Genomic DNA, 25860 nt, shown 5'->3' on the forward strand with positions numbered 1-25860 from the left:
AGGTGAATAATCAAGTTCAACAGGCTGATGTTGTTATTATTGGTGCGGGCCCTTCCGGTGCCGTGGCTGCTAGTTTACTGGTGAAAAAAGGTTGGCATGTGGTGGTGTTAGAGCAGCAAACCTTTCCTCGTTTTTCGATTGGTGAAAGTTTATTACCCCAGTGCATGAGCTTTTTAGCAGAAGCAGGCCTTGAGCAAGCGGTGCAAACACAGGCACAATCGCTTGGTTTTCAGTTTAAAAATGGTGCGGCGTTTCAGCGTCGTGGCGACCACACAACAATCGATTTTACCGAGAAATTTAGCGAAGGCCCTGGCACGACTTTTCAGGTAAAACGCGCTGACTTTGATAAATGCTTAGCCGATGGTGCCATGCTGCAAGGGGCTGAAATACGTTACCAACATAGCGTGTTAGCGTTCACCGATTGTGAGGATGGCGCTTTACTTGACGTTACGGATGAAAACCAGCAGCGCTATCAAATTAAAGGGCGCTTTGTCCTTGATGCCAGTGGTTTTGGCAGAGTATTACCTCGCTTACTTGATTTAGAGTCAGCATCAAATTTCCCTGTACGTTGGGCTTTTTTCAGCCATTTTAAAGATAATATTAGCGATCCCCTGTTTGACCGCGAAAAAATCTTAATTAATGTTCATCCAGAGCATAAAGATATTTGGTATTGGCTGATCCCATTTAGTGATGGTACGGCAAGCATTGGTGTGGTCGGTAAACCAGAGCAACTTAATGATAAACAACCACTCGCTGGTTTAAATGAATTTATTGAACAAGATAGCTATTTAAGTGAGTTATTAGCCAATCGTGAAGCAATTGGTGAAGCGCGCGCTATCAAAGGCTATTCGGCTAATGTGTCGAGCTTGTATGGTGAGCATTTTGCACTACTTGGTAATGCTGGTGAGTTTTTAGATCCGGTGTTTTCATCTGGGGTGACGATTGCATTAAAATCAGCTTCATTGGTTGCTCCTTTAGTTGATAGCTACTTACGTGGTGAGCAAGTTGATTTCAAAAACGATTACAGTGAACCTTTGCAACAAGGGGTTAATTGCTTTAGAACCTACGTCAGTGCCTGGTATGATGGCTCATTTCAGGACGTGATTTTTTACAGTGAGAAAAATCAACAAGTGCGTGAGATGATCAGTGCTATTCTTGCGGGTTATGCATGGGACTTACAAAACCCATTTGTAAAACAAAGCAACAAACGCTTAAATACGTTGGTTGAATTATGTCGCGACTAACACGCTCTTTGCTCTTATCTTTGAGCATATTAGTGGCAAGTTGTGCCAGTGAATTTGCAGTAAAAAAAGGTGTTGATTTAGCGCCAAATGCAGGAATTTATTTGCTTGATCCACCGCCGTCATTAGTTGCTGATAATTGGCAGCAAGTACTTGAAGTACACCATGGCGATGAGCAGCATACGTTACTCGCGCAGCTGAGTTTAAACAGTGAAACGGGTATTAACTTGGCTGTGATGACAGCTCAAGGTATGCCAATCTTTCAGTTAGAAAAAGCGCCACAAGGGCCGATTAAAAGCGAAAAAATGCTCCCTATCAACGCGGTTGATCCTCGCTATATTCTTGCTGATATCATGCTAGTACACTGGCCGGTTACTGTGCTTAACTCGCAACTGTATGGTTTGAACTTGGTTGAACAAGGCTCGACACGGCGTTTATATCAAGGTGAACAGTTAATTAGTGAAATTCGCTATTTAGACGGTGCAACAGAACTTGTAAACTTTCAGCGAGATTACAAAATTAAATTTCAAAGGGTTAATTGATTATGCCATTTTGGCTTAACGACTTAGGTATTGTTAGTGCATTGGGGGTTGGTCATCAACAAACAATGCAAAGTATCAGCTTACAACCTAAACAAACACTCACAGAGGTGACGTCGCTTGCATTTGAGCAGCGCCCAACGTTTGTGGGTTTGGTTAATGAACTGCCATTAACCGCATCAATGCGGTTTTATCAGCTAATCGATTTAGCGCTGGCGCAAATTACTGACACATTGACAGGCATAAACATTCCGAGTAGCCGTATTGCTGTGGTGATTGGTACCAGTACTGCTGCAATTCAAGAAGGTGAAAGAGGCCGAATTGCCCATGCAGCGAAGGGAAAGTGGCCAGAGGAATTTGATTATTACGACCAAGCACTCGTTGCACCCGCCAATTATATTGCCAAAAAACTCGCTGCGAAGGGGCCAAGTTACAGCATTTCAACTGCGTGTAGTTCAAGTGCCAAGGCGCTTATTAGTGCGCGTGCCTTACTCAGTGCTGATTTAGCCGATGTGGTAATTTGTGGTGGGGTAGATAGCTTGTGTCAACTCACTATTAATGGCTTTGATTCGTTATCTTCGATCAGCGATGAAATCTGTAAGCCGTTTAGTGGCGACAGAGCTGGTATCAATATTGGTGAAGCCGCAGCATTATTTATTATGAGTAAAGAGCAGCACACAAAACAAAGTATTGCCTTTTTAGGTGGTGGTGAAAGCTCTGACGCTCACCATATTTCAGCACCGATTGCAGACGGTTCTGGTGCAATCGCAGCTATGACAATGGCATTGCAAGACGCGAATTTAACACCTTCAGATATTGACTACATTAATGCCCATGGAACAGCTACACCGCAAAATGATGCCATGGAATCTCTGGCAATCAGTGAGGTATTTGGCAAAGATACCAAGGTCAGTTCTTCTAAACATTTGACCGGCCACACCTTAGGCGCTGCAGGTGCTTTAGAAGCTGGATTATGTTGGCTTTATTTGGCTTACCCAGAGTTTAATCAATTAGTATGCAATCAGGTTATAAAAGACGAATCATTGGCTGAAATTGGTTTATTAACACAACCAGAAACGGCAGAAATTAACACCTGTTTATCAAATTCGTTTGCCTTTGGTGGCAATAATGTCAGTGTAGTACTAGGACATCTAAATGAATCACTATAAAATTGAGCAAGTCGTCCCTCATAGCGAACCAATGATATTGCTCAATCGCCTATCTAGTTACAGCGAAGAGTCAGGCTGCTGTGAAGTGGATATAAGTTCACAAAGCCCGTTTTATGACGAGAGCTTAAATGGGGTTGCCAGTTATATTGGCTGTGAATATATGGCGCAAACTATCGCAGCTTATGCGGGTGCGCTGGCAAAAGACAAAGGAAATGAAGTACAAATCGGTTTTTTAATTGGTACGCGCAAATATAAAACCTATGCACCGGTATTTAAAAACGAGCAAACGCTTAAAGTCTCGGTGACAAAATTATATCAAGAAGAATCAGGGTTAAGTGTATTTGAGTGTCAAATACACAGCGATGAAACATGCTTAGCAGAAGCAAAAATCAATGTGTTTCAACCACAAGACCCCATGCAGTTTATAAGAGAAAATCAATGACAAAACGTATTTTAGTCACCGGCTCAAGCCGTGGTATTGGCAAAGCAATCGCACTTAGATTAGCTAACGATGGCTTTGATATTGCTGTTCATTGTCGCAGTGGTGTGGCTGAAGCAGAGCAAACCTGTGAAGAAATTAGTGCGCTTGGTCGTCATGCAAGCCTATTGCAATTTGATGTTTGCGATAGAGAGCGTGCGAAACAACAAATTGAAGCTGATATTGCCGAGCACGGAGCGTATTATGGGGTGATCTGTAATGCTGGTATCACAAATGATATGGCGTTCCCTGCGATGCAAGGTGATGACTGGGATAAAGTGATCCGTACTGGCCTTGATGGTTTTTATAATGTAGTGCATCCAACGGTGATGCCAATGGTGCAAGCTCGCAAAGGTGGCCGGATTGTCACTATGGCGTCAGTGTCAGGGATTGCTGGTAATCGCGGGCAAGTTAACTACAGTGCCGCTAAAGCAGGCATTATTGGTGCAACCAAAGCGCTTTCGCTTGAACTTGCAAAGCGTAAGATCACCGTTAACTGCGTGGCACCAGGGTTAATCGAAACCGAAATGACAGACGATTTACCGGTTGATGAAATGCTAAAAATGATTCCATTAAAACGTATGGGTTCAGTTAATGAAGTAGCTGGCACTGTGTCGTTCTTGTGTTCCGATGACGCTGCGTATATCACCCGCCAAGTTATTTCTGTGAATGGCGGTATGGTGTAATGAAGCGCGTTGTTGTTACAGGCATGTCTGCTATCACAGCATTAGGTGATACCTGGGGCGAATTTAAAACCGCTTTGCAAAAAGGTGAAAATGCTGTTCAGTACATGACTGATTGGGATGTGGCGCCAGAACTAAACACTCGACTAGCGGCACCTGTTACTCATTTTACTAAACCAAGTCATTATAAGCGTAAACAAGTTCGCTCAATGGGGCGTGTTGCTATGATGTCGACCCGTACTACAGAGCTTGCTTTAGAAGAAGCTGGGCTATTAGAGCACCCAAGCCTAACCGATGGCTCTACAGGCATTGCTTTTGGCTCGTCAACGGGGTCAACACCACCATTATTGGCTTTTGCAAAAATGATGGAAACCGGCGAAATGACGGGCGTAACGGCCACCAGTTACATCCAGATGATGGCGCATACAGCGCCTGTGAATGTGGGTGTCTTTTTTGGTTTAAAAGGTCGCGTGATCACCACCAGCTCTGCCTGTACATCGGGCTCGCAAGGTATTGGTTATGCTTACGAAGCGATAAAGTATGGCCGTCAAAAAGCCATGGTGGCTGGTGGCGCAGAAGAGTTATGCATCACAGAAGCCGCGGTATTTGACACCTTGTACGCGACCAGCACAAAAAATGATGCTGCGAAAAGCACGCCACGACCATTTGATCAAAATCGTGATGGTCTGGTTATTGGTGAAGGTGCAGGCACACTCATTTTAGAAGAGTATGAGCATGCCCTAGCCCGTGGAGCAACCATTTATGCGGAGCTAGTTGGTTTTGGTTGTAACTCAGATGGTCAACATGTTACGCAACCTACCGCAGAAACAATGCAAGTGGCTATCGAAATGGCCCTTCATGATGCACAGCTTACAGCGGATCAAATTGGCTATGTGAATGCTCATGGTACGTCAACAGATCGAGGTGATATTGCGGAGTCTCTAGCGACTTTCAACGCCCTTGGCAAGAAACCTATTAGTTCATTAAAAAGCTATTTAGGTCATACCCTAGGAGCGTGTGGCGCCATTGAAGCATGGGCGAGTATTAATATGATGAATGATGGTTGGTTTGCACCTACTATTAATTTAACGGATGTCGATGCTGAGTGTGCTGATTTAGATTATATCAAAGGCAATGGCCGTGAAATGCAAACAGATTACATTATGAGTAATAACTTTGCGTTTGGTGGTATCAATACCTCGTTAATTTTTAAAAAGTGGCAAGCATGATCAAGCGCTGCATCATAAGTATTTTATTTATTCTAACTTTTAATGCTTATGCTGCAGAAGACAGTGTAGAAAAGGGCACTGCAAAAATGGAGTTCGGTGCAGGCCTTTTTTATGCAGATATCCCCCATTATTTAGGTTCAGATGAAAGTGAGCAATACCTATTGCCTGTGCCTTATTTTCGTTATCAAAGTGACACAATGGCCATAGACCGTAATAGTTTCACTGGCTTTTTGTGGCAGCAAGAAAATCTCCATTTAGATTTATCTGCAAGCGTAGGTCTTGCAGTTGATAGTGAAGATAACAAAGCCCGAGAAGGTATGGATGATCTAGATTGGGTGTTTGAATTAGGGCCTTCGCTTAATTACTACTTAATAGGTGAACCAAATTCTAGACAGCACTTGTATTTAAGCCTGTTTGCACGCAAAGCCATTGCGACAGATTTCTCTGGTATTGATGATATTGGCTGGCGTTATGGGCCAAGTGTGTATTATCGAGTGCCGATCATCGAAAAAGCGGATTCACAATTTTCATTAGCGTTTCGTGGCAATATCAACTTTGCTAGCGATAAATACCTTGATTACTACTATGGAGTGAGTGACTTACATAGCAATGAAACTCGCCAAGCATACTCAAGTCGTTCAGGTTTTTCTGGTGCTGATGTATCAATTGGGGTACATTTTGACACACCAAAGTATTGGTTAGGTGGTTTTGTTAAATATCACCATCTTGCTAACAGTCAACAAGATGCAAGCCCACTCGTGAAGCAAGATTATAATGTTTCGGTCGGTTTTGGCGTTGCATGGAAATTTTATAGAAGGAATTTTTAAATGAAGTTATTGACCCTTGCATGTGTTTTAGTAGCTTGTTTGTTTTCAGCAAACAGTTTTGCACGTGATGATTTACAAACACTACCTGTACAAGCATTACTTGAAACCACCAAAGCGAAACAAGCATTGTTAGATATTCCGCTGTATTTTGCTGATCAAAGTCATAATACGATTAAAACAACTTATGGTGAAGTGATCACCAACAAGAAAACCAATGCATTTAATAAAACTGACCGAGAAGCGTGTGAGTGGGTAATGCTAAGTGCTTTAAAAGCATTACAAGAGCGTGCTGTCCGTGAAGGCATGAATGCAGTTGTAAATATTCAATCGTATTACAAGAAGCGTGAGTTTGTTAGCCAAACAGAATATCAATGTGGTGCGGGTACGTTTATCGCTGGTGTGGCATTAAAAGGCACTTTAGTTAAGTTATAACTAACTAAAGTCATTTTTTTTCTGTATAATTTGCGACCCTTGATATGATGGCCGCAGGTTATACAGCATGAATTTTAAATCATTTAGTTTTTCTTCTGAGCTTTTACAGGCATTAGAAGAGCTTAACTTCGAAACGCTTACTCCCGTTCAACGTAGTGCAATTCCTGCAATAAGAAAAGGCAAAGACGTACTCGTTAGTGCGCAAACCGGCACGGGTAAAACCGCTGCATTTGCTTTACCACTTATCCAAAAATTATCAGAATCAGCTGTTAGCGAAAATAATGCACCAAGTGCACTAGTGCTTGCACCTACTCGCGAGTTAGCAGAGCAAATTGCTAATAACTTTAAAGCGTTTGCAAAATACACCGAATTAAAAACAGTGTGCTTGTTTGGTGGTATTAATCTAGCGGGTCAAGCTAACGATTTGAAAGCAGGTGTTGACATCGTAGTTGCAACGCCAGGGCGCTTACTTGATCATATTCGTTTAGGTAACATCAGCTTAGCTAATGTTAAGCATTTAGTGCTAGATGAAGCTGACCGTATGCTAGACATGGGCTTTATCAGCGATATGCAAACGGTTATTAATGGCTGTGATGAAGCGCGTCAAATCTTGTTGTTCTCGGCCACTTTCCCTGCGGCAATTAAACAATTTGCGAGTAAAGTACTAAAGCAGCCTGAAATCATTCGTGTTGATCAAACAAACAGTACTGCAGAAACAGTGCAACATGTTGTGTATCCTGTAGAAGAGCGCCGTAAGCAAGAGCTTTTATCTGAATTGATAGGAAAGAAAAACTGGCAGCAAGTACTTGTTTTCGTAAACATGAAAGAAACTGCCGATGAGCTTGTAAAGGAGCTTAACCTTGATGGTATTCCTGCTGTTGTTTGTCATGGTGATAAAACCCAAGGTAACCGCCGCCGCGCTTTACGCGAGTTTAAAGAAGGTAAAGTTCGCGTACTAGTCGCAACCGAAGTAGCTGCCCGAGGTATTGATATTGAAGGGTTACCACGTGTGATTAACATCGACTTACCTTGGCTTGCAGAAGACTACGTGCACCGTATCGGCCGTACAGGTCGTGCTGGTAAGCCGGGTCAAGCTATTTCGTTTGTGAGCCGTGAGGAAGAAAACACTTTATTCGATATCGAAAAGTTAATTGGACAGCGCATCAAGCGTGTTGTTTTACCAGGTTACGAAGTAAGCAGCCGTGAAGTACTGATTGATAAAATTGGTAAAAAGCCGTCGCATTTACGCCGTAGCCGTACAAATAAGGCTTCAGGTCAGGCAACGGGTGAAGCGCGTGCGAAGAATCGTTCACGTATCGCAAATGTTCGCAAATCATTGAAAGGCAATAAATTAAGCCTTAAAAAGTAATGAATTTCGATAATAAACAATAAGAGCTTCTATAAAAAAGCCCCATTGCTGTTTGGCAATGGGGCTTTTTTGGCTCTGCTAATCGTACAAATGGAGTATTTTGTTAATTTTTATACAGTTAAATGCAAAATTAGATTAACAAATGTACCTTGATGAATTACAATCGCTTTGAAATCAGTCAAGTAGCGTTTCTAACGCGTTAGTGTCTAAATGGATGTTTATGCAGTACATAAAAAGAATAATAAATAAAATAATCGCCCCTACTTTTTTACTCAGTGTTGCTAGTGTGCCTTTTTCTGCTAATGCATTTGATAAGGCTGAGTTCTCCCTTGCCCATATTAAAGAGTCTATTAGTGTTGATGGTGTGATGGATGAGCCACACTGGCAATACGCCACTAAAGTGCCATTAAAATATCAGAACGAACCAACCGAAAAAGGCACACCGCTCGTGCAAACCGATGCTTACATGTACGAAGATGGCAAGTACTTGTATGTGGGTTTTATTGCAAAAGATAATGATCCTTCGCAAATTCGTGCCGCTCTTCGAGATCGCGACACACTTTGGCAAGACGACAATGTTGCCTTGATGATTGATACTTTTAATGATGAACGAACTGGCTATGAGTTTTATGTAAACCCATTGGGTGCGCAAGGTGATATGCGCATGACAGATATTGATGATTGGGTGGAAGACCCATCATGGGATGCTATTTGGGATAGCGCAGGGCAAATAACAGAGGACGGCTATGTTGTTGAAATGCGTATTCCATTCACTGCACTTCGCTTTCCAAAAGACCAGGCCGAATTAACGTGGAGTTTTGCAGTATGGCGAAATTACCCGCGTGATGTGTATTATCAAATGTCGAACGTTGGTTTTGACCGAGATGTAAAATGTAGCTTTTGTCAGTTTGATAAACTAACAGGCTTTGCCAACATGACAGAAAGCCAAAATATTCAGCTTACGCCAACCTTAACTGCGCTTCGTCATGATAGCAAAGACACAGTGCCGGGTGATTGGCAAAATGGCGATATTGATACTGAAGCAGGCTTAGACTTACGTTGGGGTGTGACGCAAGATGCGGTTATCAATGCCACTATTAATCCTGACTTTTCGCAAGTCGAGGCAGACTCACTCGAACTTGATGTAAACACCACTTATTCAATTTATTATGCTGAAAAGCGTCCATTCTTTTTAGATGGTGCGTCTTATTTTAATACCAGCCAACTAGAGCTTTTATATACGCGAATGATTGCTGAACCTGATGTAGGTTTAAAATTAACTGGTAAAACCGGCGCGCACAGCTATGGTTTTATGTACGCTGATGATCAGAATACCAGTGTTTTACTTCCGACAAATCAAGGGTCGGGCTTTGCTAATCTGGCAGATAAAACGCAAGCAGTAGCGGGGCGTTATCAGTTTGATATTGGCCAAAAAGGCACAATTGGTGTGATGAGCACTCACCGTGAAAATGATGATTACCATAATACGGTGTTATCGATTGATGGTAGTTATTGGTTTAACCAATCAGATAGTTTGCAGTATCAAGTTGCAAGCACTGATACCACTAACTCAGAATTTTTAGTTGATTATTATGGCGTTGATAAGAATCAATCCGATCAAGCTTATGCTATTGAATTTACAAGAACTAAGCGTGATTACGAAGTCTATGCTAATTACGAAAATATAGGTAAAGAATACCGCTCTGATTTAGGCTACCAAGCTAAAGTTGATTACGAACAAGTACAATTAGGTGGTGGGCAAACTTGGTATCGTGATGCTGATGATGCAATCACAGAGTACAGCTACAATGTAGAGTGGGATAAAACGTGGGCACAAAATGGCGACTTACTCGAAGAAGAATACGATGGCTTTATTACTTTTAAAGGTAAGATGCAGTCGCAAACAGAAATTGGCTTTATTCATCGTAATGAGTTTTATGCCGGCGAGTTCTTTAATCAAAATATAAGCTATATCTACGGTGGTTTTAGACCTATTCGTGATGTGCGGTTCTTATTGTATGCTCAATATGGCAGCAAAATTGATTACAGTAATGCAGCTTTAGGTACCATGGTTCGTATTGAACCTGAGATGACATGGGATATTAACGATCATTGGCAGGTTCAACTAGAGCACAGTTACAGCTATCTAGATAACGAACAAAATGATCGTGTTTATACTGCAAATTTAACTGATTTACGTGTTTATTATAAATTTAATATGCGCTCAATGCTAAAACTCGTTTTGCAGTTTGAAGATGTCGATCGAAACAACGAAGCTTATCGATTTGATGTCAGTCAAACTAACCGCGATTATGGCAGTCAGTTGGTGTATTCATACAAAATTAACTCTCAGACGCTGTTTTACTTAGGTTATTCAGACAAAGGATATCAAGACGACTCTTTGAAAAGTCTTGAGCGTGACGAGCGTACCTTCTTCACTAAACTAAGCTATGCATGGCAGCTCTAAGTAATTATAAAAAGAGTCAGAAAAAAGCAATATAAACTAATATGTTGGTCAGCTTATGGCTGACCAACCTCTTCGTTAACTTTGCTTCTTACCACCCCTTCAAGGCTTTTTAAGCCCCATTGTTTACCAATCTCAACAGCTTCATCAATTGGCTTTTTCAAGGTTACCGCATTGTATAGCGCAACGAGAGCACCGACACGGTTGCTGCTAGCGCAGTGAAGTAAGGTGGTTTGTTGTTGGTGCTCATTGAGTAAGGCCTGAAGTTTCGTAGCATTTTCAATGGTAATATCAGCTTTAGATTGCACAGGAATATGGTAATAGTTCATACCAAGCTCAGTGACTAACTCTTGCTCAGACCAATTCGTTTCGTTATCACCACGAAGGTTTATGACGTTCTGAACACCAAGTTGCTTTAACTTGGCAAAATCAGTTTGACTTGGCTGTCCTGAAGTTAGCACATTCTCAGACTGCGCCTTAAGATTTAAAATATCCAGTTTTGTAGTAACGGTTTGTGCTGCAAATGCAGAAAAAGACAGCAGCGCAGCACATGCTAATTGTATGAACTTATTCATGTTACTCCTTAAAGTGTGTTTAATTTTTGCTGTAGACGGTTTCACCACGACTAATGGTTTCTAACACTTGTAAGTTATGTAGCTCTACAGGCTTTATCTTTAGCGGATTCTTATCAAGAATTATCAAGTCTGCTTGCATCCCTTGTTTTAATTGCCCTTTTGAACTTTCTTCAAAATGTTGATACGCAGGCCATGTTGTCATTGCTTGTAGTGCAGTATACACAGAAACACGTTGCTCTGGCCCTAATACTTGATCTGTACGGGTTGTGCGGTTAACCGTTGCATCTAATACACGTAGTGCATCAGGTAGGGCGACTGGTGCATCATGATGGGTGCTAAACATTAATCCTTGTTTGCGAACAGCTTGAGTGGGTGAAATAAAATCGGCACGGGGGTGACCTAGCACTGAATTTACATGCCAGTCGCCCCAATAAAAAGTATGCATTGGGAAGAGCGATGGAAATATGCCTAATTCTTTAAGACGATTTACCTGATCTTGACGAATTGTTTGACCATGAATGAGTACTGGGCGGCGATCTTTTTTGCCGAGCTTGTTATTGGCACTTTCAACGGCATTTAAAAACTGCTCAATGGCGGCATCACCATTTGCATGCGTCATTACCTGCCAGTCATTGGCAAAGGCCGTTTCAATATACTGATAAGCTTGCTCATCATTAAAAGTAGGGTAGCCTGCATAACCTTGCTCTTGGCCTTCGGGGGCTTTTAAGTATGGCTGAGATAACCAAGCGGTTTTCCCTTGCGGTGAGCCATCAAAGTTAAGTTTTACACCCCCGATGCGAAAATGATTTGTGTAGTTTTTACTGTTATAGGCTGAGTCCATAAATCCGCTGCTGGTGGCCATATCGGCATAGGCAACTATATCAATCACGAATTTATCTGCCTTTGATGCTCTTACCATCGAGTCATAAGCTTCTTGGGTAGCACGTCCTTCTTGGGCCGTTGTGTAGCCGTATTTTGTATAGAGTTTTTGCCCTTCTTGCAGCATTAAATCTTGTAAATCAGGATCAACAGATTTCATCAGTTTAAACAGTAATCCAAAGTGCGCGTTTTCTTCAAGCACCCCATTGGGCTCTTGTGAGTTTGTCATGCGACGAATTATCCCGCCGTCAGGATTTTCTGTGTTTTCATCGATGCCAGCCATGGCTAACGCTTTAGTGTTTGCCACACTTAAGTGCCCTGAGGTATGAATGATGATCACAGGCTTTTCAGTGCTAACTCGGTCTAAGTCCATTTTTGTAGGGTATCTATCAAGCTCAGCATCATCGTAACCAAAGCCTAAAATTGCCCCCGTTTTTTCAATAAATGTGGTGTAGTCAGGGTTACTCTGTGCAGCTGTGAGAATATTAACGATTTGTTCAACGCTGGTAGCATCACCATCTGGACTAGGTAATACATTGGCTACCATGGCTTGCAAGCCTACCGCGTACACATGACTGTGGCCATCTACAAAGCCAGGCATTAGGGTCTTGCCTTGTAAATCAATCAGCTTCGTTTTACCAAACTTATGCTCAAGGGCTTTAGTTTTATCACCCACAAAGATAATTTTGTCGCCTTGCGTTGCGATTGCTTGTGCATATTCTGGTTCATCGCCAGTCATTGTAAGAATATCACCACCATAATAAATGGTATCTGCTGCACTCACTTGCAGTGGAAGCGTTTTAGCTGTTTGTTCAGAGGTTTTATCGCAAGCCGTTAAGGCAAGCAATGAACATGCAATTGCGAGGTGATGTTTCATATAATCTTCCTTGAATTCTAAGTATGTCTAATAATATAGTCTGTTTGCTCAGTTTGTGTTTTTATATTGGACTTAAATTTCATTAAAGTACAAGACAATAGCAGCGCCATCTAGGCTACTGCCATTATGAATGTTGATACCAATACCAAAGTTATCGAACCATGACGTCCATTTTCTGCTATCCCATAAAAAGCCAATACCGTATTCATAAAAGTGATCGGTCCCAAATGCTACCCGACTATCGCCGCCTAAATCGATACGTTGGCCTTTGATGTAAAAAGCTTGCTCAAAAACCCCGATTTTGAACATGTTAAATTTAGCTTTAATACCATTGAGTGTGCGCCATGTTTCAGGCGCCGCATTATTTATTCCATCAGGGTGAGAGAGTGCCCAGCCATAGTAATAATTAAAGTTAAGTTTGTACTCGTAATAGCCCCAATGCCTAGGTAAGCGATAGATCATGGTCGCATTAGGGTTTAACACCAGTGCATTACTATTGAGGTTGGTGTAAAGATTTTCAGCTAAAGGCTTAAAATTACGTCTAGACTCGGGAGAGTTGTACTCATAATCATTGTTGTAATGTAAGTAGTGAGTATTAAAACCAAATTGATATGACCATTTAGAGCCAAGTGCTTTTTCGGCATTAAAACCGATCATCCCGTTATACACTGTTTCTGAAATATAGTCGTCAGCCACATTATCAAAAAGCGAAATGAAATCTGATTGATTTAAATAGCTTACTTTGCTGGTCAGGCTTAGTTTGTGTTGATAAACAGGCTCATCAAGCTGCCAAGTGTAAGGAATACTGTAGAGTTTGAGTTCTTTTCTAAGCGCAATACTGTCTTCATCTTTGTTGGCATGTTGCGAGTCAAACAGTGTTTGTGGATCAAAATCACCAAAACCTAAGGTAATACTATCACCATCGGTTAAAACCAACGACGTGGCAAAGGCCGATTCGAGCTGCTTAGTCGGGTTTGCAAAAACCGCTGAGCAGATACAGAAAATAATAGGGGTATAAAAAATAAATTTAAATCTATAGCTATTTTTCATTAATAAAGCGGGAATCATTATTTTATGAATAATAATAGCCCATTTATTTCAAACTATGACTAGTTATTTAGAATTGATTTTTTGTCAATTATTCAAAATCACCAAATAACTAATAACAATGTCTGTCGGAAATTTCACAAGCTCATAAATTTAGGAAGATTCTGATTCGGATCACTCATCTTTTCATCTAATGTAAAACATAAATGCAGAGTTGATATTCTGACTTTTAAATCTACATATTATTGTATTTAAATCAATTCTGTGCCCGTTTAATTAGATTAAGAGAGTGCTTTATTTTGAACCATAAATACTTTTTAACTAAAAGTTCTAGTTGTTTTTCATGGGCTTTTATACTGATTCTTTTTTCTGGTGGCTCACTATTCAGTACAGATGGGCAAGCTAAAGAAAATAATTGGTATTTGTATGGCCAAATAGGCCACGCTTCGACTGATTTTAAGGCAGACGCTGTTAAAAATGAGCTTGTTGCACAGAGTGTCAATTATGAAAACTTATCAGTGAAAGATGCTGACGTAGGTTATCAACTAGGATTTGGATATCAGCTAGATTCTATATTTTCAGTCCAACTGGGTTATTTAGATTTTGGCGATAGAAATTTTCGTTTAACAGGAGAGGTGACTGATTTAGACAATTTTCATGATGTAATGCAAGCAACTTACCCTGAATCTGCAAAGGGGCCACACCTAGTTGTTTTAGCATCATGGCCTCTAACAAATGACCTATTACTAACAGGTAAACTTGGGTACCTTGATTGGCAACAAGATTACCAATACCAAATCAATACATCAGATGTTTTTAAAGCGAAACGCAGCGGAAATAGTGTGACTTTTGGAGGTGAAATCAGCTATTCAATATTTGAAAATACCCTACTTTTCTTAAGTTACGACCAAGCTAGGTTAGATGATTACTCAACGTCAATGTTTTCTATTGGCGCTAAGTATCAGTTTAACTAATCAACTCCAAATGTATGCAGGGGGCGTACATTTTTAATTATCTCAAGGAATAGCTGAGTCTACTTACTAAACCACTCATCGTGAATTAGCAAACAGCTTGAAGTTTCTACAGGATTAAAATGCCATGTTATCAACAATTATTAAATATTTATACTTAGTCGCACTTATTGCGCCCATGTCGATATTGGCTATGCCAATAACAATTATCGCTCCTAGTAAAACGTTTACGCTTGATGTAGAGCCCAGTGACAGTATTGGTACTTTACGACAATTAATAAGCGATGAAACGAGTATCCCGTATGACAGAGTGGTCATTACCCAAAGTAGAGATAACTCTACCGCTGTGTTGGATGATGATAATCGTTCTTTGTCAGATAGAAATATACAGAAGGATGATACATTAACAGTTTCGAAATCGAATGCTGTGCCTAGTTTTTCTGCAAGTAATCAATGGGTTGATTTAATGTTCAAACCTAAAAGCAGTTCATCTAGTAACCTGAAATTAACATTAGATAAAGACGGAAATCCATATTTTGTCTTTAAAAACCGCTTATCAAAGAGTTTTATTTATACCTATAAAAATAACGAGTGGAGCGAATTAGGCCCACAAGATTTTTCAGTTATCTCTGCGAAGTACCAAGATTTAATTGTAGATAAGAATGATACGCTATATTTTGCATATGCTTCTTATGGTAACACTGGTGATACTAATAGTCTTATAATCCAGAAAAAGGAACTAGGAAAGAGTTGGGTCGAATTAGGCGCAGGGCAGATTACAGGGACAACTATTACACATTTTGATTTAAAATTAGATAATAATAATGAATTATATGTTGCCTACAACTCTCCGAATGCTGAGGTTAAAAAGTGGAATGGAAGAGATTGGGAAAGTATAGGCAGCAATATTAGTTCAGGTGCAGTTGAGTCACCTGAAATTGTTTTTGATTCAAAAAATGACCCATATATTATTTATATAAATAAGAGTAGTGGCTCAAACGGGCTCCATTTAAAAAAATATTATAGCGGAGCATGGCGCTTTTTAAATTTAAAAGGGCTGGATGGATTGACTGCTCACAAGACAGAAATAGTACTGGATAGTGATGATAATTTATATACATCATTTATTCATGACTTAACTGACACAGGCTCAGGAGTTATTAAGATATTTCGGTACATAGATGATAACGATGGGTGGCAACCGATTGGTGAAATGCCTGAACTTAAAGCTTCTGAAGATGCAAGTTTATTTATAGGCTCTGATGATTCTCCATATATTGCATTCACAGAGCAAAGTGATGAACTAAAAGGGCAGCTATATTCTTTTAAAAACAATCAGTGGATATACTATGGGCAAATCGCTCCTAGCGATGAGCTCGATTTAGAAGTCAATCAAATATCTTCCTTTATAGATAATCAAGACACTATATTTATTGCGGCAACTGACAAAGCTGGCGCAACTAATGTTTTGAAGAAAGAGTATGCTTTTTTTGGGAATTATAGTAAAACCATCCAAGAGGGCAGTGCTAGTGAGTTTTTATTTAGAAACGTTACCGTATCAGATACAGATTTAGATGATGTTACATTATCAATCATAATCTCTAACCCTGAATTTGGCACAATATCGGGGACAGCCAGTGGTGGCTCATCTCTTGATTACGATGAAAATACAGGTACTTTAACACTCGCTGGTTCACTCTCAGACATTAACGCGTCGCTTGAATCAATTAAATTAACACCTGCTTCAAATGGTGCTGGTGAGTTTACGCTTACTTTTTCCGTATCTGATGGTATTGAAAGCAGTTCAAATATCATTGGTAATTACACTGTTACTGCAATTAACAAAGCGCCGTCTATTAGCACTAATAAAGGCCTTTCAATCGATGAAGGTACTACAAAACTGATCTCTACTCTGAATTTATCTGCAACTGATCCTAATGACTCTGGCGTAGGACTTACATTTACACTTAAATCAGTGCCTACTAACGGCAGCTTGTTTGTTGATGCCAATGATAACGGCAGCTTAGACTCAGGCGAAGCGCTTGCTGTAAATGGTACATTTACCCAGCAAACGCTGGATGATTCAAACCTTTATTACAAACACAATGGCTCGGAGACTACCTCTGATAACTTTACATTTGACCTAGCAGATGGCTTGGAAGATGGTGTTGAGCCAGTTACCAATCAAAACTTTGCTATTTCTGTTTCTTTAATAAATGATGCACCAGAGATTACCACCAATCTCAAATGGGATTTTGTGGGTAATGCGGGTTTTTCTAAAAAGAATGCCAATTACATTAGGCTTGAGTTAGATAGTCATGATACTCCCTATGTAGTTTTTTCAGACGGTTCATATGTTGGTGGCGGCATATCAGGAATGAAATTTGAGGGCAATTCTTGGCAATATGTAGGACTTCAACGTTTCCATACTGGAGTTACTGTTAAATTAGAAATGGCTATGGACAGTCATAATGCCCCCTATATTATACATACAAAGACTCAAGATAGGGCTTTCGTCCAAAAGTTTATTAACGGAAGTTGGCAAGCCGTAGGTGAGGGGTTTGTCAGTTATAGCAGCGCAGATTATTTATCAATCGCAATTGATAGTGCAGACAATCTTTATGTTGCTTTTCAAGATGGTCATCACTCTAAAAAAGCAATTGTTAAAAAGTGGGATGGTAAAAATTGGCTGACTGTCGGTGGTACTCATGTTTCACCTAGTGATGCAAGGTTTATCTCACTTGCATTTGATGACAGTGACACACCTTACCTTGCCTATATTGATAAAAGAAACGACAAGTGGTTCGGCAGTGTTAAAAAGTTTGTGAATAATAGTTGGGAGCAGGTAGGTCCTGTCGATTCCCTTGAAAATGTTTATATCTCTAGCTTTGCTATAAATAATAATACGCCTTACTTTGTGAATACTGATATGGCTGAAAAGATTACCTTAGTAAGAAAATTCGATGGCACAGATTGGGTTTTAGTAGGAGAACGAGGCTTTTTTGCAGAAGGTGGATTTGAACCCGATATTGAGTTTGATAGTAAAAATAGGCCTTATGTCGCTTTTACGAATAGAACTGAGGGCCCTGAGGTGAGAGTGATGAGATTTGATGGCACAAGCTGGCATAAGCTATCTCCCCTAAGCTCTAGATCAAATACAGCCATTCAGTCTGGATTCGCGATTGCGAGTGACGACAGCTTATATTTTTCTTTTAATGATGCTGCTGATGATTATAAGGCTTCGGTTATGAAATCCAGCCGATCAGTATTTGAGAGCTATGCGCTTTCTGTTGCAGAAGACAGCGACGCGAGCTTACTATTCGATAATTATCAAATCACCGATGAAGAAGGTGATGATGTTACCCTGACAATTACACTTGCTAATAACACATCTGGCTTACTAGCGGGCTCGGCGAGTGGTAGTGCCGTCGTTAATTATAATAATGACAATGCGACACTAACAGTCAGTGGGTCGCTCGCGGATGTCACCGCTACACTTGCAAGTTTATCATTTAAACCAGCGGCTAATTTTTCTGGCTCACTGGGTATTACATTTAACTTAACTGATGGCAGCAATAGTATAACGCCAGTGAATGGCACGATTACGGTGACTGGTGTAAATGACGCGCCGAGTATTTCATCAATTGCGGTGACTCAAGCAACAGAAGATACGCTTTATTCGTATCAACTGACAGTATCTGATGCTGATAAGGACGATACATTTACATACAGAGCGACCCAATTACCAAGTTGGTTATCGCTAAACCCATCCGGTCTGCTGGCGGGTACACCGACTAATGATGATGTAGGTGATCATACGGTGACTATATCAGTGACCGATCAGGCAAATGCAAGTGACATTCAATCATTCACGATTTCGGTTGAAAACGTGAATGACAAGCCTGTGATTTCTTCCACGCCGATTAGAGCAGCAACACAGGACCAGCCATACAGCTACACCCTTGTTGCGAGCGATATCGATAAAGGCGATACGTTGACCTATACAGCAACGAAGATCCCTGGATGGTTAGGCTTTACAAGGTCTACGGGCGAACTGTATGGTACCCCAAATAAGCATACCATTGGTACATATGCCATTACTTTAACTGTTACTGACAGTACTGGCGCATCTGTTTCGCAATCATTCTCTATCACGGTTGAAAATGTGAATGACGCGCCGGAAATTTCTTCTGTGCCAATCACATCGGCAACCGAAGACAGTTTTTATAGTTACACTTTAACGGCAAAGGATGCTGACAAAGGTGATACCCTAACGTATGCGGCAACGAAGCTCCCTAATTGGTTGACGATCAACCCATCAACGGGCGTACTTTCTGGAACACCAAGCAATGATGATGTGGGTGAGCATGCTGTTACTTTGAGCGTCAAAGACAGTGCTAATGCACTTGATACTCAATCATTCACTATCTCGGTTGTAAACGTGAATGATAAGCCAGTGATTTCATCAACGCCAATGACAGCGGCCGTTGAAGACCAGCTATACAGCTACACGCTCAGTGCAAGCGATGTCGATAAAGACGATACCTTAACCTATGCGTTGACTAACCACCCTCGCTGGTTGACGTTTACTCCGTCAACAGGTGTGCTTACTGGTACGCCTCGCAATGATGATGTCGGTGTGCACTCTGTGACGCTGACCGTTACCGACAGTGCTAACGAAACGGCAGAGCAAACTTTCACTATTACGGTTGAGAACGTGAATGACGCGCCCGATGTGCAAAATGACATCGCCAGTGTTGATGAAGATAATAGTGTTGCGATTGATATTCTTGCCAATGACAGTGATGTCGATAGTAAGCTAAACCCAGCAAGCGTGATGATTGTTACAACGCCAACACAAGGTCAAACTAGCTTGAATACGGCAAATGGTGTGATCACTTATACGCCGAATGAGAATATTAACGGGACCGATACATTTAGCTATACAGTCGATGACATAGAGCATGGCCGTTCAGATGTGGCGACGGTGACCATTACTATTAATCCTGTTAATGACGCGCCTCTTGCAAATAGCGATAGCGCGATGACCGAAGAAGACATGGCCATTGAAATTGATGTTGCACTAAACGATGCTGATATTGACGAAGGAGACTCACTCGACTTATCAAGCTTAGTAGTCGTTTCTGCACCTGAAAATGGTCAAGCAAATGTTCAAAACGATCGCATTGTTTACACGCCTGCGTCTAACTTTAATGGTAGCGATACATTTACGTATCGTATTGCAGATAAAGCAGGTGCAGTGTCAAATATTGCACGTGTTTTAGTGACTATCGGTGAAGTTAATGATGCACCAGTGGCGACCAATGATTTAGGTGTACTTGATGAAGATACATCAATTGAGTTGTCTATTCTTGACAACGATATTGATGTTGATAGTGAGTTGCTTACAGAGAATGTGACGATCACGAAAGCCCCTAAGCATGGCGAGCTAACTGTCAATAAAGAGTTAAGCACAATCCGCTTTACACCACATTCAGATTTCTTTGGTACTGATAGCTTTGAATATAGTGTCAAAGATGATCAGTCTTTAATGTCAAATATTGCGACAGTCACTTTAACGGTAAATAGTGTGAATGATGCGCCAGTTGCACAAAATGACACCGCCGTATTACTTGAAGACACATCTCATAATATCAATGTGTTAGGTAACGATAGCGATGTTGATGGCACCCTTGATAAGACGAGTCTAGAAGTTGTTACACAGCCTGAACACGGTAATGTACAAGTGAACAATGGCGTGTTCAGTTACACACCAGATAGTAATAGTTATGGAGCAGACACATTTACTTATCGTGTTAAAGACGATTTAGGCCTTTGGTCAAATCATGCAGAGGTGTTCATTACGGTGACAGCTGTTAACGATGCACCATTGGCAAATAATGATGTGATCCAGACCAATGAAGATGAGAGCGTGATTATTGATGTGACGCAGAATGATTCAGACATTGATGGTCATCTTGATGAGGATTCAGTGAATATTGTAACAAACCCTGTATTTGGTCATATTACCAATAATGTAGATGGTACAGTTACTTATACGCCTATTAGCAATTATGTGGGCTTTGATTCATTTACTTACTCTGTACTTGATAATGAAGGTGCACAGTCAAACACAGCTTCAGTGACCATCACCGTGTTAGCAGTCAATGATGCGCCTGTTATTGAATCTCACCCAGTCACGTCGGCGACACAAGATGAAGCGTATAGTTATGTTGTTACTGTTAAAGATATAGACAGTGCAGATAGCTATAAATTAAGTGCGCTAGAGCTGCCAAGTTGGCTTGATTTTGACCCTACAACAGGCGAGCTAAGCGGTACGCCGAGTAATGATGATGTAGGTACTCATAGTATCAACTTAGTTGCCACTGATGCAGGAGGATTAACCGATACTCAAACCTTTGCTATCACAGTGGCCGATGTTAACGATGAAGCCACGGGCGGGATCAGTATTACTGGTGAAGCAAAAGAAGGTGAAACCTTAGCTGTTGAGTCGACAATCGAAGACCCAGATGGCGTAGGTGAGTTTACCTACCAATGGATGCGTAACGGCGAAATCATTACTGGTGCAACGCTTGCAGAGTACATGCTAACCGAAGCTGATATTGGCGCGACAATCACAGTTGTCGTAACCTATGTTGATGGCCATGGTAATACAGAAACCTTTACCTCAGATGCAACCAGTGTTGTCATTATCGCGAATGTTGCACCGGTTACCCATGACGAACAGTTCAGCATGGATGAAGATGAAAGCATTACCTTTTCGCTAAACTATTTCGACGAAAACGGTGATGAGCTTACGCTTAATCTTGTGACACCTGTGAGTAATGGTACATTGTTAATGGATGCAAACCATCTGGTGTATCAACCAAACGCTGACTTCAATGGTACTGATAGTTTCAGTTACACCGTATCGGATGGCATGCTGAACTCTAATATTGCGACAGTGACTATTGTCGTTAACGCAATCAATGATGCGCCAGTGTCTATGCCAGATAACTTTACCGTCAATGCGGATTTAAATGAGTATGTGGTGCTTGATGTGCTCGCAAACGATATTGATGTTGACGGTGATGAACTTACTCTTGTTAAGGCAACCGTGAGTGCTGGCACGATCCGCATTGTCGATAACAAACTAGAGTACTTAGCCCCAGTTGGCTTGAATGCTGATGTTGTAATTACTTATCAAATTAAAGATTCAAATGGTGAAGTGGTTGAAGTCACATTGGTGGTATCTGTTGTGTCTACGGCAGCTGAAATTACGATTACAGCACCAGAAGACAAAACAATTGCATCTAAAGGTCTTTTCACCAAAGTGAATATGGGCACTGCTATTGCGAAGGATGCACTGGGTAACCCAGTTCGTGTCACCGCAAGCTCAAAAGGTTTCTTTGCACCGGGGACTCACACTGTGATTTGGAGCGCCGGGGAAGGCGATGATCAAGTTTCTGCAACGCAGTTAATCAATGTTATTCCTCAGGTTAACTTTAGTAAAAATCAAACTGCAACTGAGGGGACGGCCGTTTCTATTAAAGCAATTCTCAATGGTGATGCCGTTAACTACCCAGTGGTTGTGCCATATACAGTATCTGGAGATGCGCTAGAGGGTGCAGACCATGACCTAGTTGAAGGTGAATTTAGATTTGAAAAAGGGCAACGTGAAGCGAGTCTGATTGTTAACGTGTCATCTGATGACATTGATGAGAGGTCTGAAACACTGGTTCTTCAGTTTTCAACGCCTGAGAATGCTGTTGTCGGTCCGTTAGGTGAGCATACTCTTACCATCGAAGAAGGGAATGTTGCGCCAAGCATTGAGGTCTTTGCAAATCAGCAAGGGATAGTGACGCGAATCATAAATAGACAAGGTGGTGATGTAACGTTAACGACACTAGTAACGGATGCAAACCTAACCGATACACACATATATGGTTGGTTAACGTCTGATAGTGCCATTGTCGATACTGACAGTGTTGAAGAGAGTTTTACTTTTGATCCACAACTTCTTGAGCTAGGGACGTATCAATTTGAAGTCGGCGTGTTTGACGGACAACAAGCGGGATCTTCACTATTAGAACTGACTATTGTTGACTCAATGCCTCAATTATCTTCTGAAGATACTGACTTTGATGGTATTCCTGATAATGAAGAAGGTTACGGGGATGCTGATAATGATGGCATACCTGATTATTTAGATGCTGATTCGTTAGCGCTCAACGTTGTACAAGAAAAACTGAACGAAAGTGAATTTTTCTTAATGGAAACCGAGCCAGGTTTGCAACTTAGCCTAGGTCATGTAGCGTTTGTAGCACATGGCACCAATACCGGAGTGTCAGAGCAAGAAGTAATGCATTACGGGAATTATGGTTCAGGTGCCACAGCAGATGCTGGATTTGATTATGCTAGCGGAGTCTTTGACTTTAACGTTAGCCAAATCCCCGTAGCGGGTCAGTCAGTCGGCATTGTTATAGCTCAGTTTGCACCCATTCCGAGCAATGCTGTATATCGTAAGCTAATGCATACCGGATGGACTGAGTTTGTCGTAGATAGTCGCAATAGCATTGCATCAGCACCTGGTGCAGAAGGTTTCTGTCCACCACCACATGATGCTCAGTATACCCAAGGATTAACTGAAGGACATTGGTGTGTTCAACTTACTATTGAAGACGGTGGCCCAAATGACGCCGACGGAAAAGTAAATCGTATCATCGAAGATCCAAGTGGTATTGCCAGTACAATGAGTACAAATACTCAACCGGTTGCTGAAGATGATATGGTTAGGGTTAAACGCAACATTAGTACATACCTTGATGTACTCTCGAATGACACAGATGTGAATGATGATTCGTTAATTCTGACATCCGCAGCAGTAGACATTGGTGAAGTAAGTATTGTTAATAATTTACTTTATTTTGTCCCGCAAGCAGAGCACCTAGGAATTGCAACGATTAGTTATAGCATTTCAGATAGTCAGGGAGGGGCTGATTTTGCGACAGTGATAGTTGACGTCGTAGCCAATGAAGCGCCGATGATAGATGCCATCATTGATGTTAGCACCGATGATCAAAGTCCAGTCACGATTGATATTTTGGCAAATGTGACAGATGAAGATAATAATGACTTCTCTATAATTTCAGCCACAGCAGAGAATGGCAGTGTGGTCATTAACGATGATGGGACGATTACCTATACTCCAAATGCAGGTTTTGAAGGTACTGACACAGTCACCTTTGTTATCTCAGATGGTGATGGCGGAACAACACAAGGACAATTTAATGTGGTTGTTAAAGCGTATAAGCAGGTGAGTGTAGAACATAAAACCAGTGGCGGTGGTACGCTGCCAATGAGCTTAATCTTGTTATTATTCGCATTGACAATTATAAGACGCAGTTATTATCGAACATATCGATAAACATTAAAAAGCCAAGCTTCAAAGCTTGGCTTTTTTACACCTTTAAGAAGCGCTTTAAGGCTGATAGTAAATCGGTGATTCAGGGCCAACTGGGAAGCCCAGAACAAATACCCATAAATAGAATAACGCAACCCAACCAACAAAGAAGATCATGCTGTAAGGAAGCATAGTCGCAACCAATGTACCAATACCCATGTCTTTCTTATACTTAGTCGCAACAGCCAGTATCAAGCCAAAGTAACTCATCATCGGGGTGATAAGGTTAGTAACCGAGTCACCAATTCGGTACGCCGCTTGAATAGTCTCTGGCGCATAGCCGATTAGCATTAACATTGGTACGAAGATGGGGGCCGTTACAGCCCATTGTGCAGATGAAGAACCTAAGCTTAAGTTTACTAATGCACACATTAAAATGAATAGCACGAATACTTCAGGGCCAGTTAGGTTTAATGCTTGTAAAAGAGCAGCACCGTTAATGGCTAAAATTGTGCCTAGGTTGGTCCATTTAAAGAAGGCAACAAACTGTGCTGCAAAGAAAACCAGCACAATGTACATACCCATCGAGCTCATACTTTTACTCATGGCATCGATGACATCTTTATCGTTCTTCATGGTGCCAACAACGCGGCCGTAAACAAAACCCGGAATACCAAAAGTCACAAAGATAAACACCACAATGCCTTTTAAAAATGGCGAGTGTGCAACAAGGCCTGTTTCCGGGTTACGTAAAATGCCGTCTTCAGGAACAATTGTCCAAGCAAGTAATAATGACACCACTAACAGTGACACACCTGCCCACTTAAGACCTGATTTTTCTTTATCGGTTAAACCGGCAATATCATTTTTAGGCAAATCGTTGCTTGCTTCATCAGGGTTGTACTTACCAAGACGTGGCTCAACGATTTTCTCGGTAACGAATGTGCCTAAAATGGCAATTAAAAATACCGAAATCATCATGAAATACCAGTTTGCTTCAGCGCCAACTTGGTAATTTGGATCAATCATTTGTGCTGCTGGCGTGGTGATACCTGCAAGTAGGGGGTCAATGGTGCCGAGTAATAAATTGGCACTGTAACCACCTGAAACACCGGCAAATGCCGCAGCAAGACCGGCAAGAGGGTGACGACCAAGGCTATGGAATATCATGGCTGCTAATGGAATTAGTACGACGTAGCCAAGTTCCGATGCCGTATTTGATAAAATCGCAGCAAACACCACCATAAAAGTAACTAAACGCTTTGATGCGCCCATTACCATGCCGCGCATTGCAGCAGAGAGTAAACCTGAGTGTTCTGCAACACTTACACCTAATAAAGCGACTAATACCGTACCAAGTGGTGCAAAGCTGGTGAAGTTTGTAACAAGGCCAGTAACGATACGCTGCAGGCCTTCGGCACTGAGTAGGCTGACAACTTCAATAACACCATCAGGGTCACGACCAGCAGCGCCTTCAGGGCGAGGGTCGATAGCGCTTAAACCATACCAATCGGCAATGCCGCTAAAAACGATAATAGCAACGCAGAACATTGCAAATAAAGTGATAGGGTGGGGGAGCATATTACCCAAAAATTCAACGGTGGCTAAAAATCGGTTAAACAACCCATTATTGCCACCCTCATGGGTGTTGTGAGAGTTTATAGTTTTTGACATGTC

Annotated in this window: 16 protein-coding genes; 12 read left to right on the forward strand and 4 right to left on the reverse strand. The window is 41.3% G+C overall.

Annotated elements, in window-relative coordinates; all coding sequences use genetic code 11:
• The first annotated feature begins 2 nt into the window (after positions 1-2).
• The 10 genes from NO991_RS02130 (at position 3) to NO991_RS02175 (ending at position 10434) form a co-directional block, all read left to right on the forward strand.
• Positions 3-1244, forward strand: a complete 1242-nt coding sequence (locus NO991_RS02130) for an NAD(P)/FAD-dependent oxidoreductase (protein WP_300360408.1) — start codon at positions 3-5, stop codon at positions 1242-1244.
• Entirely contained in the window at positions 1232-1783 is a 552-nt protein-coding gene (locus NO991_RS02135) for a DUF3261 domain-containing protein (RefSeq protein WP_300360409.1), read from the forward strand. The genes NO991_RS02130 and NO991_RS02135 overlap by 13 nt, the downstream gene beginning before the upstream one ends.
• A gap of 2 nt (positions 1784-1785) precedes the next feature.
• Positions 1786-2949: a beta-ketoacyl-ACP synthase gene (locus tag NO991_RS02140; RefSeq protein WP_300543202.1), complete on the forward strand. Its 1164-nt coding sequence runs from the start codon at positions 1786-1788 to the stop codon at positions 2947-2949.
• A complete protein-coding gene (locus NO991_RS02145) occupies positions 2936-3391 on the forward strand; it encodes a hotdog family protein (protein ID WP_054554542.1) in 456 nt (151 codons plus the stop codon). The genes NO991_RS02140 and NO991_RS02145 overlap by 14 nt, the downstream gene beginning before the upstream one ends.
• The gene (fabG, locus tag NO991_RS02150) at positions 3388-4113 is read left to right on the forward strand and encodes a 3-oxoacyl-ACP reductase FabG (RefSeq protein WP_138599445.1); all 726 of its coding nucleotides are present in this window, start codon (positions 3388-3390) and stop codon (positions 4111-4113) included. Before NO991_RS02145 ends, fabG begins: the two co-directional genes overlap by 4 nt.
• Positions 4113-5339, forward strand: a complete 1227-nt coding sequence (locus NO991_RS02155; RefSeq protein WP_300360411.1) for a beta-ketoacyl-ACP synthase — start codon at positions 4113-4115, stop codon at positions 5337-5339. The genes fabG and NO991_RS02155 overlap by 1 nt, the downstream gene beginning before the upstream one ends.
• Complete coding sequence (locus tag NO991_RS02160; RefSeq protein WP_300419506.1) at positions 5336-6166, forward strand: MipA/OmpV family protein; 831 nt, start codon at positions 5336-5338, stop codon at positions 6164-6166. Before NO991_RS02155 ends, NO991_RS02160 begins: the two co-directional genes overlap by 4 nt.
• Entirely contained in the window at positions 6167-6598 is a 432-nt protein-coding gene (locus NO991_RS02165; RefSeq protein WP_054554538.1) for a hypothetical protein, read from the forward strand.
• A gap of 67 nt (positions 6599-6665) precedes the next feature.
• The gene (locus tag NO991_RS02170; protein ID WP_300419502.1) at positions 6666-7967 is read left to right on the forward strand and encodes a DEAD/DEAH box helicase; all 1302 of its coding nucleotides are present in this window, start codon (positions 6666-6668) and stop codon (positions 7965-7967) included.
• A 220-nt stretch (positions 7968-8187) separates the two neighbouring features.
• Positions 8188-10434 (forward strand): carbohydrate binding family 9 domain-containing protein, encoded by a 2247-nt coding sequence (locus NO991_RS02175; protein ID WP_300360413.1) that lies wholly within the window; start codon positions 8188-8190, stop codon positions 10432-10434.
• Positions 10435-10487: 53 nt separating this feature from the next.
• Here the strand turns inward: NO991_RS02175 and NO991_RS02180 are convergent, their stop codons facing one another.
• From NO991_RS02180 to NO991_RS02190, 3 genes are all read right to left on the reverse strand, one after another.
• Complete coding sequence (locus NO991_RS02180; RefSeq protein ID WP_199528732.1) at positions 10488-11006, reverse strand: protein tyrosine phosphatase family protein; 519 nt, start codon at positions 11004-11006, stop codon at positions 10488-10490.
• A 19-nt stretch (positions 11007-11025) separates the two neighbouring features.
• The gene (locus tag NO991_RS02185) at positions 11026-12762 is read right to left on the reverse strand and encodes an amidohydrolase (RefSeq protein ID WP_371351633.1); all 1737 of its coding nucleotides are present in this window, start codon (positions 12760-12762) and stop codon (positions 11026-11028) included.
• Between the two features lie 72 nt (positions 12763-12834).
• Positions 12835-13812 (reverse strand): Solitary outer membrane autotransporter beta-barrel domain, encoded by a 978-nt coding sequence (locus NO991_RS02190; RefSeq protein WP_166340797.1) that lies wholly within the window; start codon positions 13810-13812, stop codon positions 12835-12837.
• A gap of 242 nt (positions 13813-14054) precedes the next feature.
• Here NO991_RS02190 and NO991_RS02195 point away from each other — a divergent pair, with 242 nt between their 5' ends.
• Positions 14055-14783, forward strand: a complete 729-nt coding sequence (locus NO991_RS02195; RefSeq protein WP_300362997.1) for an outer membrane beta-barrel protein — start codon at positions 14055-14057, stop codon at positions 14781-14783.
• A gap of 124 nt (positions 14784-14907) precedes the next feature.
• The gene (locus NO991_RS02200; RefSeq protein WP_371351634.1) at positions 14908-24207 is read left to right on the forward strand and encodes an Ig-like domain-containing protein; all 9300 of its coding nucleotides are present in this window, start codon (positions 14908-14910) and stop codon (positions 24205-24207) included.
• A 54-nt stretch (positions 24208-24261) separates the two neighbouring features.
• Here the strand turns inward: NO991_RS02200 and NO991_RS02205 are convergent, their stop codons facing one another.
• Positions 24262-25857 carry an AbgT family transporter gene (locus tag NO991_RS02205; protein ID WP_135926342.1) on the reverse strand — a complete coding sequence of 532 codons (1596 nt, stop codon included), beginning with the start codon at positions 25855-25857 and terminating at the stop codon, positions 24262-24264.
• Positions 25858-25860: the final 3 nt, after the last annotated feature.

This window comes from Pseudoalteromonas sp. DY56-GL22, from assembly GCF_041414715.1.
Classification (GTDB): domain Bacteria; phylum Pseudomonadota; class Gammaproteobacteria; order Enterobacterales; family Alteromonadaceae; genus Pseudoalteromonas; species Pseudoalteromonas simplex.